Genomic DNA, 15634 nt, shown 5'->3' on the forward strand with positions numbered 1-15634 from the left:
GCGATACAGCTCTCCTTACAAGCGCTTTAGATCTAGGGATCTAAAGTCTTAGGAACCTAGATAAATGGAGATGCAGTGATCGAGTTCTATCTGGACGGTCGGTCCGGTGTCTCGCCGTACCTGCAGCTGGTCCAGCAGGTACGGCATGCGCTGCGACTCGGCCTGTTGCGCGAGGGCGACCAGCTGCCGACCGTCAAGGAGGTCGTGGCGCAACTGGCGATCAACGCCAACACCGTTCTCAAGGCCTACAGGGAACTCGAGCACGAGGGCCTGGTCGCCGCCCGGCCGGGGGTGGGGACGTTCGTGACGGCGACGCTCACCGGCGCCTCGCTGGCCGCGCACGGCCCGCTGCGGCTGGAACTGCAGCGCTGGCTGGCCAAGGCCCGCCGGGCCGGCCTCGACGACGAGAGCATCGAGGCCCTCTTCATGACCACCTTTCGGACCACCTCTCAGGAGGACATAGCGTGACGTCTGTCCTAGCGGCCCAAGGACTGGGCAAGAAGTACGGCAAGCGCTGGGCGCTGCGCGAGTGCACCATCGACATCCCGGCCGGCCACGTCGTCGGGTTGGTGGGCCCCAACGGAGCGGGCAAGACCACGCTGCTGAAACTGGCCAGCGGCCAGCTGGAGCCCACGACGGGCGGCATCACCGTGCTGAGCGGACGCCCCGCCGGCGGCCCCGCACAGCTGGCCAAGGTCGGCTTCGTCGCCCAGGACACCCCCGTCTACGCCGGGCTGAGTATCGCCGATCACCTGCGGCTGGGAGCACGGCTCAACCCCGGCTGGGACGCCGTGATAGCGCGGGAACGGATCGCGCGGCTCGGTCTGGATCCCGCCCACCGGGCGGGCAAGCTGTCCGGCGGCCAGCGCGCCCAGGTCGCCCTCACCCTGGGCCTGGCCAAGCGGCCCGAACTGCTGATCTTGGATGAGCCGGTCGCCTCGCTCGACCCGCTGGCCCGCCGCGAGTTCCTGCAGGGGCTGATGGAGGCCACCGTCGAGCACGAGTTCAGCGTGGTGCTCTCCTCCCACCTGGTCTCCGACCTGGAAAGGACGTGCGACTACCTGATCGTGCTCGTCGACTCGCGCGTCCAGATCGCCGGGGAGACCGAGCACCTGCTGGCCACCCATCACCGGCTCACCGGCCCGCGTCGCGATCCAAGCAGGCTGCCAGCGGATCAGCACATCGTCTCCGCGCGGCACACCGATCGGCAGAGCACCTACATCATCCGTACCGGCGCCCCGATCCTCGATCCCGCCTGGACGGTCAGCCGGCTCACGCTGGAAGACCTCGTCCTGGCCTACATGGACAAGTCCACCGCCGCCGACCGGCGGCCCACCCTGGAGGTCCAGCGATGATCTGGCTGACCTGGCGCCAGTTCCGCGGCTCGGTCGCGATGACGGCCGCCTTACTCGTCATGCTCACCGCCGCCCTGGCCCTGACCGGTCCTGGGCTGGCCTCCGGCTACTCCGCCGGGATCGCCGACTGCACCCAGGACAACACCTGCGACCAGTTCTTCGACCGCTTCTTCGAGGCGTACCAGCTCCCCTTCCTGGCCGTCAGCCTCGTCGTGCTGCTCCTGCCCGCTCTCGTCGGGATCTTCTGGGGAGCACCGATGATCACCCGCGAACTGGAGGCGGGCACACACCTGCTGGTGTGGAACCAGAGCATCACCCGCGGCCGTTGGCTGGCGGTCAAGCTCGGGCTCACCGGCCTGGTCGCCATGACCGCCGCCTGCCTGTGCGGCCTCGCGGTGACCTTGTGGTCCGGGCCCCTGGACAAGTCGGCCCCGGACAGCTTGGCCCTGATGGCGCCCCTGGTGTTCGGCGCGCGCGGCATCGCCCCGATGGGGTACGGGGCCTTCGCCTTCGTCCTGGGCGTGACGGTGGGCATGCTCGTCCGCCGCACGCTGCCCGCCATGGCCCTCACCCTGGCCGTCTTCGCAGCGATCCAGCTCGCCATGCCGCTGCTGGTCCGTCCCCACCTGATGCCCCCGGTCACGACGACCTCCGAGCTCGGCAGGGCGAACGTGGAGAACTTCGGCATACCACCGAATGGAGGGGGACCTGCGCACATGGTCCTGAAGTCGGCCGTTCCCGGCCAGGCGGGCGCCTGGGTCATGTCCAGCGACCTGGTCGATCCGTCCGGACGCACGATCGGCGGCGACGGCGACGAAGCCACCATCCAGATCTCCACGACGTCAGGACCCTGCGCGCCATCGAGGGCGGGAGGGCAGGGCATGGACGCGTGCATGGCCGAGATCAACCGGCTCGGCTACCGGCAGCAGGCGACCTACCAGCCCCTCGACCGCTTCTGGCCCTTCCAGTGGATCGAGACCGGGATCTACGCCCTCCTCACCCTCGGCCTCACCTGGTTCTGCTTCTGGTGGATCCGGAGGCGCCTGTCATGACCGCCAGAACCGTGGCAGCCGGGCTCGCCCTCCTCCTGGCGGCGGCCTGCACGGCACCGACGCCGCCGCGCAGCCAGGCGAGCACGGCAGCCAGTACGGCCTGCGGGCAGCCCCAGGGACCCCCAGGGGCGGAGACGGCCACCACGATCGACGTGGTCGAGCAGGCGTACTTCTGCATCCTCGGCAACTACTACAGCGGCGCCACGCTGGACGCCCGCTCGCTGCTGACCGCCGGTTTCGTCGCCCTGACGCAGGAGCTCAACCGCCACGGGCGCGACGTTCCAGGGGCGACCATGCCGGCGCTGACCGGTGACAGGAAAGCCGACTGGACCGCTTTCGAGGCCGTCTATCGGAAGACCACCGAGCAGGTCCCCGACCTGCGCGACAAGCTGGCCGTCGTCACCCTCGAGGCCATCGTGGCCGGCCTCGGCGACAACCACGCCGGCTGGGCGCACGACGTCAAGCGGCCGCCCGACTACTACGACGGCGACGGCTACGGCCTGGGTCTCCAGGCGAACGTCACCGGTGCGCAGGCGGACAGCAACCCCGGCGTCGCCCTCCCTCCGCTGTTCGTCACCACCGTGCAGGGTGGCGCGGCGCAGGCCGCCGGGCTGCGCCCGGGCGACATCATCGAATCGATCAACGGATCGGCGCCGTTCATCGACGGGAAGGCCACCCCCGCGATCGCCGCCCTCTACCCGCGATACCCGCAGGCGCGCCCGGTCCTGCTGCGGCTCCTGCGGCAGGCCACCGGCCGCCGCTGGAGCGTGACGCTCAAACCCGGCCTCTTCCAGCGGGATCTGGCCGCCCTGCAGGTGGTGACGTCGAAGCTGCTGGAAGGCGACATCGCCTATGTACGGCAGCGCGGGTTCGCGCCCGACTCCGCGAACAGGGTGCTCAAGGCCGTCTCCAGGCTGCGCGCCGGCCGGACGCTCACCGGCGTCGTGCTGGACCTGCGCGGCAACGGCGGCGGCAGCCCCGTCGAGGCGGCCCGGCTGCTCAGCGCGTTCGTCCACGGCAAGGTCACCGCCTACCTGTGCACCGTGGACGGCACGTGCGAGGCCTCGCGGACCGACGACACCGTCGAGCTGGTCAACCTGCCGCTGGTGGTGCTCACCGACCGCGGTTGCGCCTCGGCGTGCGAGCACTTCAGCTCCGCGGTCAAGGACCTGCGGATCGGCCAGTTGGCCGGCACCAGGACCGCCGGGATCATCTCCGGCCCTGCGCAGCCGTTCCTGCTCAGCAACAACACTGTGCTGAGCTTCCCCGTCAAGCACCATCTGGGGCCCGATCGCGAGGTGATCGACCGGATCGGCGTGCCCCCCGACCACTACGTGTCACTGACGCCGAAGGACGCGGCCGAAGGGCGCGACCCCGCGCTGGCCAAGGCCCTGACCTTGCTGCACAAGTGAATGGACCTCTCCATGAGACAGATCCTGGCAGTCGCCGCGGGACTGGTCGTGCTCGCCGCGTCCGCCTGCTCCGCACCCGTGCCGCCCCGGTCCGCCGCCAACCCGTCGGCCACGCCGACCGGCCCCGCCACTCTGCCCGCCCCCACCGGCACCCATCCGGTCGGCACCACCGCCCTGTACCTGAAAGACGCCTCCCGACCCGATCCCTGGAACCTCGACGTCGACGCCAGGGAGCTCAAGGTCACCCTGTGGTATCCGACCAAGCAGCGGGACGGGCGGCGGGCGCCGTACATGACGCCGAAGGAGTCGGAGCTCACCCTGAAGGGCTTGAGGATCGGGGGCGTGCCGTACGACATCCTGAGCAGAACGCGAACCAACGCCGTCAAGGACGCCGAACCCGCAGGGCGGAAGCTTCCGCTGGTGGTGCTCTCCCCCGGCTTCACCAAGCCGATGAGCACACTCACGTCCCTGGCCGAGGAGTTGGCCAGCCGAGGCTACGTCGTGGCCGGGATCGACCACACCTACGAGAGCTACGCCACGACCCTTCCCGACGGGCGGGTCGCCGAGTGCCTCGCCTGCGACAGCGACACGGACCCGGGCTTCGGCACGGGGGTGGTCGAGGGCCGGGCGGCCGACGTCTCCTTCGTGCTCGACCAGCTGCCGTCGAAGTGGGACGGCGCTGACCTGATCGACCGCTCCAGGATCGCGATGGTGGGCCAGTCGATCGGTGGGGCCAGTGCCGTGGCGGCCATGCTGAAGGACGCCCGCGTACGCGCCGGAATCGACATGGACGGCACCACCTACGCCCGGATCCCCAAGAGCGGGCTCTCCCGGCCGTTCATGTTCATGGGTTCGCCGCAGCACAGCCCGGGCGGTCGCGATACTTCGTGGGACCGCGACTGGAGACTGCTGACCGGGTGGAAGCGCTGGCTCGTGCTGTCGGGCGCGGAACACCAGTCCTTCACCGACGGCCCGCTGCTGGCGAGCGCGCTCGGCATCACGCCCCCCGCCGGCGTTCTGCCCGCGGCACGCTCCGCCGAGATCACCCGCACGTACGTGGCGGCCTTCCTCGACCAGCACCTGAAGTCGCAGCGGCAGCCCCTCCTGGACAAGCCGTCGTCGCGCTACCCCGAGGCCACGTTCTGCCCCGCGGCTTGCGGTCGGTCCTGAGCCCCTCCGCCCCCTGAAGCCGCCGGGGCCGCCGGGGGATGCCGGAGACGCCGGATGCCCCGCGACCCACGCAGGGGTTACCGTCGGCGTATGACCAGCGAATCCGCGCGGCGGCGCCACGAGCAACTCCGTGAGTTCCTGCGCATCCGTCGGGCGCGGCTCACACCCGGTGACGTCGGCATCCCGTCGGCGGGCCGGCGACGGACCCCGGGGCTGCGGCGCGAGGAAGTAGCGATGTTGGCCGGGGTCGGAGTGTCCTGGTACACCTGGCTCGAGCAGGGGCGCGACATCACCGTCTCGGCTGAGGTACTCGACGCGATCGCCGGGGCCCTGCGCCTGAGCGAGCCGGAGCGGGTGCACCTGTATCTGCTGGCCGGGCTCAACCCGCCGCCCGCCGGTGTGGCGCCCGCGGCTGAGCTCACTCCCGAAGTGCGGCAACTGCTCGACGCATGGGAGCGACGGCCCGCGGTGTTGCGGGACCGGTACTGGCATGTGCTGGCGTTCAACGACACGGCGCGGACGGTGTTCGGCTTCGACGGCACCGCCCACAACTGCCTGATCACGTTCTTCACCAATCCCCGGTACCGCGCGATGCACGAGGTGTGGGCCTGCGCCGCGCCTGCCGTCGTGGCCGCCTATCGCGCCGATGTGGCGCACTTCCCAGACGATCCCGAGTTCCGAAGGGTGGTGGACGATCTCAGCGTCGTGAGCCCCGAATTCGCCGAACTGTGGGAACGCCATGAGGTGGGTGTCCCGGTCCAGGCCGTGAATGCGCTCCGCCATCCCGAGGCCGGCGAGCTGTTCTTCGACGCGACCACCCTGACGGTCGCCGATCACCCCGACTGGTGCCTCGTGCTGTACAACCCCCGGCCCGGCACCGATACCGGCGATCGGCTCGAACGGCTGCGGCACATCCGCCTCGCCGCCCCCGCCTGAGGACCGCAGACCTCCCGAACGTGGTGGTGCCACACCCACGATAACCGCGCACTGTATGTTCGCCGCGCGGGTCGGCACGCTGAAACCATGACGCACAACAGTTCCCGATTCGCCGGCAAGATCGCACTGATCACCGGAGGCACCAGCGGCATGGGGTTGGCCGCCGCGCACAGGCTACTCGCCGAAGGCGCGCAGGTGATCATCACCGGGCGCGACAAGGCCCGGCTCGACACCGCGGTCGAGGACCTCGGCGACCGGGTGCTCGGGATACCCGGTGACGCGACACGTCTCGCCGATCTGGAAACGCTGACAGCGGCCATCCGCGAGCGGTACGGGCGGCTGGACGTGGTGTTCGCCAACGCGGGCGTCGGCGCGTTCCAGCCCATCGACGACGTCACCGAGGCCGAGTTCTACCGCGTCGTGGACATCAACTTCAAAGCAGCGTTCTTCACCGTCCAGAAGGCGCTTCCGCTGCTGTCCGAACGGGGAGCGATCGTGATCAACACGTCGTTCGCACTGCACCGTGGTGTGCCCGACGCCGCCCTCTACTCGGCGACCAAGGCGGCGGTGCACAACCTGACGCGAACCCTCGCGGCCGAACTGGCGCCCAGGCGAATCCGCGTCAACTCCGTGAGCCCGGGCTACATCGACACCCCGGCGTTCCGTGCCGAGGCCTCCGCCGAGGCCCAGGCCGCCGTCGCCACCACAGTCGCCGCCGGCCGTGTCGGCACCGCCGACGAGGTGGCCGCCGCGGTCGCCTTCCTCGCCTCCGACGAAGCGTCGTACATCAACGGACAGGACATCCGCATCGACGGCGGGCTGACCTCCGCCATCCCCGCACCGATGCTGTAGGTCGGCCGTGGCGGCGGGCACCGGAGCAAGGGTCGCGGGGCGGCGGGTCTGTCCTCGCGGCACCGTCGCGTGCGGGCTGAACTCGACCACCTAGAGTGGGCAGAGACAGTCGATTCAGCTGAGCCGCAAGGCCAGGGTGTCGGCCTCGACCACAGGACCGGACATGACCGATGTCATCGTCATCGGCGCAGGACCGGCAGGCGCCTTCGCTGCTCATCGCGCCGCTGACCTGGGCGCCCGTACCGCTCTGGTGACCCGCGACGAGTTCGGCGGGATGGCGGCCAACGACGGCCCCGTACCGGTCCGCACCCTCGCCCATGCGGCCCGGCTGGTGCGGGAGGCCCGTCAGCTCGACTGGTACGGCATCGCCGCGGACGAGCTCCGCCTCGACTATCCGCGGCTGCTTGCCCGGGTACGCGAGGTCGTTCACGAGGTCCGGACGCATTCGGCGCTGCGCAGTAGCGTCGATGGTCTGGGGGTGACGGTCCACGAGCACGCGGGCACGGCCTCCTTCGTCGATCCGCACACGGTCGAGACCAGCCACGGGCTTCGACTCCACGGCGACAGGATCATCTTGTGCACGGGCGGGGTCAGCAGGCCGCTCACCGTCCCGGGCGCCGAACTGACCCACACCCACAGTGACGCCTGGGGATTGCGTGAGGTCCCTCCGTCCATGCTGGTGATCGGCGCGGGCGCCACCGGTGTACAGGTGGCCTCCATCTTCGCCGCCTTCGGGTCCCGCGTTCAGCTGTTCGAGACCGGGCCTCGTATTCTCCCCTCGGAAGACGACGACGTCTCCGCGGTCGTAGCCGACGCCTTCCGCGAGCGCGGCATGGTGGTGCGAGAGAACCTCGACGCCATCACCTCCTTCGACAGGACGCCCGATGGTGTGCGCATGCACTTCTCCCAGAACGGCGCGCCAGGCAGTGCCGAAGCGTCACTGGTCGTCTCGGCCATCGGCTGGACGGCGGACACCACGGGGCTCCACCTCGCGGCGGCGGGTGTCGAGATCGACGAACGCGGCTTCGTGCGCGTCGACGCCTACCAGCGGACCTCCGTCCCCCACATCTTCGCCGCAGGTGACGTCACCGGCCGGCTCATGCTGGTTCCGCAGGCGAGTCAGTCCGGGTTCATAGCGGCGACGAACGCGGTACGGGGTCCGCGAATCCCCGTCTGGGACCAGGTCAGCCCCATCGGCAGCTTCACCGACCCCGAGTACGCTCAGGTGGGTCTCACCGAAACGAAGGCCCGCCAGGACCACGACGTGCTCGTGGCGACCGTCGGCCTCGATGCCGCCACCCGCCCGATCATCGACGGCCGGACCACCGGATTCTGCAAGCTCGTCGTCGACCGGGCCGGGCACCAGATCCTCGGCTGCCATGTCGTCGGCGAGCGCGCCGTGGAGACCGCCCAGGTGGCCGCTGTGGCGATGACGGCGCGGATGCGGGTCGAGGAACTGGCCAGGATCCCGCTTTCCTTCCCGACCTATGCCGCGATCGTGGGTCGCGCCGCCTACCTCGCCGCCCGCGGCCTCGACCTGGACGCGGACGGATCTCAGCACGAGTCGCCCTCCTGAGGCGGGAGATCCCGGCTGCGGCGCGCGGACACCGGCGCGTGGCTCTGTGGCGGTGGTCCAGGCCGAGCGTGGACGTTCGCGAACATGAACTGCCCCACAAAGCCGCATTATGGGACAATTGCCGCAGTCAGGCTGTTTTAGCCTTCCCCCCTTGGAGTCGAACGACGGAGGGGACCGGCATGGAGATCAAGCCGCAGGCGGCCGTCATCCCGAAGGAGACCGACCACCTGGAGCAGGGCAAGTACGGCCCTGTCTACCCGCGGACCCCGGCGTGTTACGGGTTCACCATCATCGCGAAGGTCAAACCCGGCCGGGCCGACACGATCCGCGGCTACGGCTACACGCTGGCCAAGGCGCTGGAGGACGACCCTGACCTGCTCGCCCCTCTGAAGCTGCACTACCTGCGCTGGGTGCTCTTCGACGACGACACCCGCTTCATGTACCAGGGGATCTTCGACACCGACTTCGACAAGTACACCGAAGACGCCATCGTCTTGTTCACCCGGGCGGGAGTGAACACGGCCTTCGAGAACCTCGAGGGCTTCCCCGAGGACTGGAAGACCAACCCTGAAGCCTTCGTCAGATTCGTTCGCGAGCACCACTGCCCGAGCTTCATCGAGTACGGCGAGTACCCGTTCGTCACCGCCGACGAGATCAAGAAAGCTCTGCGGATCAAGAGCGCGATGTCGGAGATGCTCGACCAGCTGCAGTGACATCCACCAGCGCTTCCCGGAGACGAGATGAGCGAGTCCAGAACCGCGCGCACCTACAACCAGAACCATGTGCCGCGCCCTTACAGCCCAGGTCGGCGCCGGCTGAGCATCTATGTGGCGTGGAGCTATCCCGCCGAGGCAGGCAGGGATGTGACCGAGCTGGACAACCGGTTCTCCACGATGACCGAAGTGCGCCGCGTGACGTGGCCGGCCTACGAGGACCCGAAATGGTCGGATCCGCTGCGCTTCCAACAGGGCATCGCAGGCGGACTGGAGCTCTTCTTCTGGGGCTGGCTGCCCTTCCAGCAGTTCGTCGAGGAGACCACCGGCTACCCCGTGCCCGTGTACCAACGCGTCGATCAGGCGGGGTTCCATACGCCGCTGGACGAACGGGTGCTGGCGGACACCGACACCCTGTTCGTATGGGGGCTGGACCACATGATCACCGGGCAGGACGCCACACCTGCGGAGATCGAGGCCCTCCGCGAGTTCCTCACCCGCGAAGGAACCTGCCTGGCTCTGGGACCGCATCACGACGTCGGCGCCTCCGACGACATGGCGGTGCGCGACATGGAGTACCACCACCACGGCGACGCGCTGGTGCCCCGCCAGCAACGCTTCGGCAGGTACACCCGATCGCTGATGGCGGGCCTGGGGGTGCCCGTGGAGAACCGCTACGGGCTCCGTCCCGCGGTGACGGATGGGGGCAAGAGCGCCCCGCTGTCCATCACCAGGGATCTGGACACCAAGCGGTGGCTGGAAGGCGTGTCCAGCTTCAACTTCCACATGCACCTGCCGCACTACGCCGTGACCACCGACGACCCGAACGTCATCCACGTGCTGGGCAGGCAGCCGATCGACATGTCCAGGCCGCACCCGTTCACCGAGGCAGGGAACACCGAGTTCAACATGTTCCTGTGGATGCCGCCCAGCGGTGACCGGGCCGGTGACGTGATCTTCGCCGACACCACGATCTTCAGCTCGCTGTTCGGCGTCGACGAGAGCCTGCGCACCTTCTGGAACAACATCGTCTCGGCGAAGTAGCGCCACGGGGAGGCCGGTCCAGGTGAGCGAGGACACCCACGTCAAGCTCGAGCTCGACGACATCCAGCGCGGGGTTCTCAGCCCGCGGCCGACGCCGTACGCGGCGACCTACATCCTTTTCCGCATCGATGACCGCGACCACGGGCGTGAGCTGATGCGGCGCGCCGGCGCCGTGGTGACCTCGGCCGCCGACACGGTGAGCCCGCTCGGCGAGAGCTGGGTCAGCGTCGCGCTCACCTACCACGGCCTCAAGGCGCTCGGTGTCCCGCAGGAATGGCTGGACACCTTCGCCTGGGAGTTCCGGCAAGGCATGGCGGCACGGGCCAGCGCGCTGGGCGACACCGGCGAGAGCAGCCCCGAGAACTGGGAGTCCCCGCTCGGCACGTCCGACGTCCACGTGGTGCTGGTGGCACTCGCGCCCGACAGCGCGCAGCTGGAGGCCGCCGTCGACCGCGCCCGTCCGGCCTACGAAGCCCTGCCAGGCGTGACGGCGATCTGGCGCCAGAACTGCCACGCACTCCCCACCGAGACCGAGCCCTTCGGCTACCGCGACGGCATCAGCCATCCCGCCGTCGAGGGCAGCGGCATAGCCGGCTCGAACCCGTTGGAGACGCCGCTGAAGGCCGGCGAGTTCGTGCTCGGCTACCCTGACGAGCTCGGCGGCATCCAGACCCCGCAGCCCGACGTGCTCGGGCGCAACGGCACCTACGTGGTCTTCCGTAAACTTCACCAGCGCGTCGCCCTGTTCCGGCGGTACCTGAAGGACAACTCCACCGGCCCCGCGGACGAGGAACTGCTGGCAGCGAAGATCATGGGGCGCTGGCGCAGCGGCGCACCGCTGGCGCTCAGCCCCCTGCACGACGACCCCGCTCTCGGGGCCGACCGCATGCGCAACAACACGTTCCTGTTCGAGCAGGACGATGCCGCCGGCTTCACGACCCCCGGCGGGTGCCACATCCGCCGCGGCAATCCCCGTGATGCCTCGGTCGCCGGCGTGCCGAGGCTGCACCGCATGATCAGGCGCGGCACGGCCTACGGCCCGCCACTGCCCGACGGAGTCCTGGAAGACGACGGGGCCGACAGGGGGCTGATGTTCGCCTTCGTCGGAGCCCATCTCGGGCGGCAGTTCGAGTTCGTCCAGTCGGAATGGATGAACGACGGCGTCTTCTTCGGCGCGGGCGACGCGAAGGACCCCGTCGTCGGCTCAGCCGACGGCTCCGGCGACTACACCATCCCCCGGCGTCCCGTACGGCGACGCCTGCTCTCCCTGCCGCGATTCGTCGTCACGCGCGGCGGCGAATACTGCTTCATGCCAGGACTGACCGCACTGCGCTGGCTGGGCGACCTCACCGGCTGACCAGGGCGACACCGCTCCGGCACGACGACCGGGAACCCTCATGGACACGCTGCAGCTGCTGTTCAACGCCGTCACAGTCGTCTTCATCGCGGCCACCATGTTCGCCGCGGGTCTCGGCGCGACGCTGCCGGCCCTGCGCGCCGTCTTCGCGAACGTCCTGCTGCTCGTGCTGGTACTGGTGGCCAACCTGGTCGCCATCCCGCTCCTCGGCTGGGGCGTCGCCGCGCTGTTCGGCCTGCCCTCGGCGGCGTTCGTCGCGCTGCTCCTGATCGCCTCCTCACCTGGCGGACCGTTCGGCGCGAAACTCGGCATGGTGCAAAACGGGGACGTGGTCGCGGGGGCGGCGATGCAAGTCCTGCTGGCCGCCATCGGCAGCATCACCTTCGGGCCCACCGTGAACCTCATCCTCCAGGCGGCCGACGTGGGCGGCGGAGTCGCACTCGACGTCCCGGTGCTGATGCTGACCGTGGTGGTCCTCCAGCTCGTGCCGTTCGCCGTCGGACTGATCGTGCGACACTACGCTCCTGCCACAGCGCTGGCATGGCATCCGGTGGCCGCCACGACGTCGAACGTGACGTTCCTCATCGTGCTGGCAGGCATGCTCGTGGGCAACTGGCGCGACGTCGTCGCGCTGATCGGCTCGCTCAGCCTGCTCGCGGGCTTCGTCTTCTCCGCCCTCGCCTTCGCGCTCGGTACGGCCCTGGCCACCGGACCGCCGGCACGCCGTACCACCATGGGCGGGGTCGCGGCGGTGCGCAACGCGGGACCAGCGCTCGCCGCCGTCGGCCTCGCCTTCGGCAACGCGCCGCCCATCCTGGGAGCGCTCGCCGCCGTACTGCTGAGCGGCCTGTCGGCCGCGATCCCCATCGCGGCGGTGCTGAGCCGTCGCCGCGCGCCACCACCGCATGAGGATCCGTAGCAGGCAGGGGCACATCCCCTGCGTCCACCGCCTGCGGCGTCGAAGGGGACCCACATCTCGCCCACCTCGTGCACCGTCCGGTCCCGCCGGTTCACGACCTCGCGGAAAGGCTCCGTCACCATGAACCACGACCAAGCCGCACCCGGTGCTCACTCCGGAGACGACGGTGGTGCACGCAGCCCGGACATACCCCCGCTCGTCAGAGATCGGCTCGACGCCGCCGCCAACGTGGCCCGCGCCGAAGTGATAAGCACCAGCCAGCAAAGAGCAGGCCTCCTGCTGTCCTGGGCGGGCGTCGCCTACGGTGCGGTCGTCACCCTCATCCTCACCGGCCCGGCCCGCTTTCCCGGCATCGGTCGCTTCGGCGTCATCGTGGCGCTGATCCTGCTGTCCGCGGCGGTCATGCTGATCCTGGTCACCATCCGGCCGCTCTCCTCCAAGCGAGAACCGAGAATCCTCTCCTACGCCAGTGCGCCCACGCCGCAGGCGCTGATCGAGCAGCTGAACGCCGAGACCCGCGACTACGACCTGATCATCGCCTCTGACGCACTCCAATTCGTCCAGGTGGCCAGCGCCAAGAACCGCAATCTGCGATGGGCTGTCGACCTGATCGTCGTCGGGATCACGATCATGACCATCACGGTCTTCCTGGAACGCCTCATCTGAATCCGCCGGCTCCAGGGGGCGGGGTGACGAGCGCCTGTTGTCGGCCTACCTGGCCACCCCGATCCGGCACGTCTTCGCCGGCCGGGGCTTCGCGGGACGGCTGGCGGACTGGGCCTGTGACAGGCGGCGCCACCACCGTGCGCAAGCCCGCCGGCAAGCGCGACCTCGCTGATCTGCGGCTGACGGCCCACACGAACGATTGCACATGCCCTCATTGCCACCGTGCGACCGCAAAGAAGGCTGCGGCCAGGCAACGATCTTCTCCGACACGCACCTACACTCATGGCGCATGCGATTAAGGTTGATCTTCACCATTCTCGCCGTCTACGTCGTCGCGGCGGCACCCATGTTCCTTCCGGGAGACGGACGGGTGATCGTGCAGCCTGCGACGAATGACGCGGTTGAGGTCTACTTCACGCCGGTCGACGTTGTGCTGCTCAGGTCCTACGAGGGCATCGAGCCGTTCAATCGCGCTTTGGAGATCGCTCGGCGGCGGGCCGAGACCTACCCGCACGATCTTGCTCCGCCGTACATCCTGCACGAGCCATACCGGCTCGTCGCACCGTATGTCACCGCGCGGGGGCGGGAGCTGGCCGCCCCACCCGTCTCTGGGGCGTACTGGTCCGACGGGAAGAGCATCCGATTCAGCATCGTCCCCCAGCCGCAAATGGCGGAGAACAGCCAGGCCGAGTTGACGACGTTGATGGAGGCGCAGGACGGTCCGATGGAAGAAGCGGAGTCTTCTCTGGGCATGGGGATCGAACCGGAGCTCAACCGTGCCGTTCTCGAAGTGAACGGATTCGACCAGGATCTACGTCGCAAGCTGGCCAGGCACTATGGCGGACTCATCACTGTCCGCTGGGACCCCTTCGCCCAGCGAGCGCATCTCGATTAAAGGCCCAAGCAGGCCATCGGCCGAGTGACCGGTCGGGCACCAGGTCGAGGGGCCACCTGCGTTGATACAGGGGGCGCCGGTCCCGCAGTAGCCGCCGGGATTCTTCTCCGGTGGTAGCGCTTTGGCCGGCACGACAATGGCCAATGAGGCGTGCCGAAAAGATGATAAAATTACGCTCCTTGTTTCCTTTTGGCCTCCGCGGTCGTGCCGCATCTGTTTTCTTCTCACCTTGACTGCGGCACCGAACCGCCACGCGTGGGGGCGGTGATGCCGGCATGAGGGACTCCCGAGCTGACGGCGGCGCGCCGAACCGTACGCGTCATGGAGAAGCCGGTCACCGTGTAGCGCGTACCGCCCGCCACATGGCTCTGCTGGCACCGAGCGCTGTCCTACTGATCGCCGGCTACGTCTTCACCCCAGAGGCGAGTTTCACGACCTTCTCCAACGCGTCGCCCACACCTACGGTGACGGCGAGCGCTTCGGCGCTGAAGCCGATCGATCCGGCCGCGTTCCAGTCCGCCGTCGAACGTGCGGCGAAGAAACTCATGGTTCCCGGCGCGGTGATCCTGCTCCGCACCCCACAGGGAACCTTCCGGGCCACCGTCGGCACGACCGAGCTGGGCACCGCCAGACCGCCCACCACGCGCGACCACTTCCGGATCGCCTCCAACACCAAAACCATGACCTCGGCGCTGATCATCCTCCTGGCCCAGGACGGCGAACTCCGGCTGAGCGATCCGGTGTCCGCCTACGTTCCTGGAGTGCCCGACGGCGAACACATCACCATCGCCGAGCTACTGAAGATGCGCAGCGGACTCTACGACTACACCGACGCGCCCGAGCTGGCGGCGACCATGGACACCGATCCGGGCAAGGCCCAGACGCCGCAGGCAATGCTGGACATCGCGTTCCGGCGTCCGCCGACCTTCGCCCCCGGAACGTCCTACGAGTACAGCAACACCAACTACGTGCTGCTGGGTCTCGTAGCCGAGAAGGCGGGCGGCCGGCCGCTGGCCCAGCAGTTCCGGGACCGGCTTTTCGCCCCGCTCGCACTGGCGGGCACCTCGCTGCCCGCCGCCGACGACCTGTCCCTCCCCCTGCCCTATTCGCACGGCTACATGTACGGCGGAACGGCCTACGCGCTGGTCGACCGGCCCTACCCCGCCGACATGCAGGCGGCGGCCCGGTCCGGAAAGCTCCGGCCGGTGGACTACACCCATCAGAACCCCTCCTACGCCGCCGCCGCCGGAGGCGTCATCTCCACCGCGGACGACCTGGCCACCTGGATCCAGGCACTGGTGACGGGCAAGGTCCTCAACCCGGCGTTCCAACGGCAGTGGCTCCACAGCCCGCAAGCCGAGGACCCGGCCGCGCCGCCCGACGGGAAGAAGTACGGGTACGGCATCGCCTACCAGCGCTTCGGTCCGAACGCCTCGATGTACTACCACGGCGGTGAGCTGCCCGGTTTCAATTCCTTCATCGGCCGGGACATGGACAACGAGGTCACGCTGGTGATCTGGACGAACCTGACTTTGTCGCCCGGCGGCAGGACCACGGCCCAGGCCTTGCTGCCCACCGTCCTCAACCAGGTCTACGCCGGCCTCTCCCTCCCCACCGACACCGACTAGATGAATGAGTCCAAGACGTAGCTGCGGAGATAGGGCGAGGGCGCCCACTCTCAGTTTGT

General features: G+C 69.0%; 15 protein-coding genes. All 15 read left to right on the forward strand.

All coding sequences use genetic code 11. The features are described 5' to 3' along the window. Window positions 1-75 precede the first annotated feature (75 nt). A complete protein-coding gene (locus tag ACFSKW_RS36725; RefSeq protein ID WP_379577845.1) occupies window positions 76-468 on the forward strand; it encodes a GntR family transcriptional regulator in 393 nt (130 codons plus the stop codon). Beyond that, a complete protein-coding gene (locus ACFSKW_RS36730) occupies window positions 465-1355 on the forward strand; it encodes an ABC transporter ATP-binding protein (protein ID WP_379577847.1) in 891 nt (296 codons plus the stop codon). Before ACFSKW_RS36725 ends, ACFSKW_RS36730 begins: the two co-directional genes overlap by 4 nt. Next, window positions 1352-2407, forward strand: coding sequence for an ABC-2 transporter permease (locus ACFSKW_RS36735; RefSeq protein WP_379577849.1), 1056 nt, complete (start codon window positions 1352-1354; stop codon window positions 2405-2407). Before ACFSKW_RS36730 ends, ACFSKW_RS36735 begins: the two co-directional genes overlap by 4 nt. After that, the gene (locus ACFSKW_RS36740; RefSeq protein WP_379577851.1) at window positions 2404-3819 is read left to right on the forward strand and encodes a S41 family peptidase; all 1416 of its coding nucleotides are present in this window, start codon (window positions 2404-2406) and stop codon (window positions 3817-3819) included. The genes ACFSKW_RS36735 and ACFSKW_RS36740 overlap by 4 nt, the downstream gene beginning before the upstream one ends. A 12-nt stretch (window positions 3820-3831) precedes the next feature. Further along, on the forward strand, window positions 3832-4989 hold the full coding sequence (locus ACFSKW_RS36745) for an alpha/beta hydrolase family protein (protein WP_379577853.1): 1158 nt from the start codon (window positions 3832-3834) through the stop codon (window positions 4987-4989). A gap of 90 nt (window positions 4990-5079) precedes the next feature. Further along, window positions 5080-5925, forward strand: a complete 846-nt coding sequence (locus ACFSKW_RS36750; protein ID WP_379577855.1) for a helix-turn-helix transcriptional regulator — start codon at window positions 5080-5082, stop codon at window positions 5923-5925. An 87-nt stretch (window positions 5926-6012) separates the two neighbouring features. Beyond that, window positions 6013-6777 carry an SDR family NAD(P)-dependent oxidoreductase gene (locus ACFSKW_RS36755; RefSeq protein WP_379577857.1) on the forward strand — a complete coding sequence of 255 codons (765 nt, stop codon included), beginning with the start codon at window positions 6013-6015 and terminating at the stop codon, window positions 6775-6777. A gap of 163 nt (window positions 6778-6940) precedes the next feature. Further along, window positions 6941-8353, forward strand: a complete 1413-nt coding sequence (locus tag ACFSKW_RS36760) for a dihydrolipoyl dehydrogenase family protein (RefSeq protein ID WP_379577859.1) — start codon at window positions 6941-6943, stop codon at window positions 8351-8353. A 179-nt stretch (window positions 8354-8532) separates the two neighbouring features. Continuing rightward, a complete protein-coding gene (locus tag ACFSKW_RS36765; RefSeq protein ID WP_379577861.1) occupies window positions 8533-9066 on the forward strand; it encodes a hypothetical protein in 534 nt (177 codons plus the stop codon). Window positions 9067-9093: 27 nt separating this feature from the next. Then, window positions 9094-10110, forward strand: a complete 1017-nt coding sequence (locus ACFSKW_RS36770; RefSeq protein WP_379577863.1) for a hypothetical protein — start codon at window positions 9094-9096, stop codon at window positions 10108-10110. A gap of 22 nt (window positions 10111-10132) precedes the next feature. After that, a complete protein-coding gene (locus ACFSKW_RS36775) occupies window positions 10133-11467 on the forward strand; it encodes a Dyp-type peroxidase (RefSeq protein ID WP_379577865.1) in 1335 nt (444 codons plus the stop codon). Window positions 11468-11507: 40 nt separating this feature from the next. Next, a complete protein-coding gene (locus tag ACFSKW_RS36780; protein WP_379577867.1) occupies window positions 11508-12386 on the forward strand; it encodes a bile acid:sodium symporter family protein in 879 nt (292 codons plus the stop codon). A 120-nt stretch (window positions 12387-12506) separates the two neighbouring features. Continuing rightward, window positions 12507-13052 (forward strand): Pycsar system effector family protein, encoded by a 546-nt coding sequence (locus ACFSKW_RS36785; protein ID WP_379577869.1) that lies wholly within the window; start codon window positions 12507-12509, stop codon window positions 13050-13052. Window positions 13053-13341: 289 nt separating this feature from the next. After that, complete coding sequence (locus ACFSKW_RS36790; RefSeq protein ID WP_379577871.1) at window positions 13342-13947, forward strand: hypothetical protein; 606 nt, start codon at window positions 13342-13344, stop codon at window positions 13945-13947. Between the two features lie 362 nt (window positions 13948-14309). Then, window positions 14310-15575 carry a serine hydrolase domain-containing protein gene (locus tag ACFSKW_RS36795; RefSeq protein ID WP_379577873.1) on the forward strand — a complete coding sequence of 422 codons (1266 nt, stop codon included), beginning with the start codon at window positions 14310-14312 and terminating at the stop codon, window positions 15573-15575. The last annotated feature ends 59 nt before the right edge of the window (window positions 15576-15634 follow it).

This window comes from Nonomuraea mangrovi (assembly GCF_042681425.1).
Classification (GTDB): domain Bacteria; phylum Actinomycetota; class Actinomycetes; order Streptosporangiales; family Streptosporangiaceae; genus Nonomuraea; species Nonomuraea mangrovi.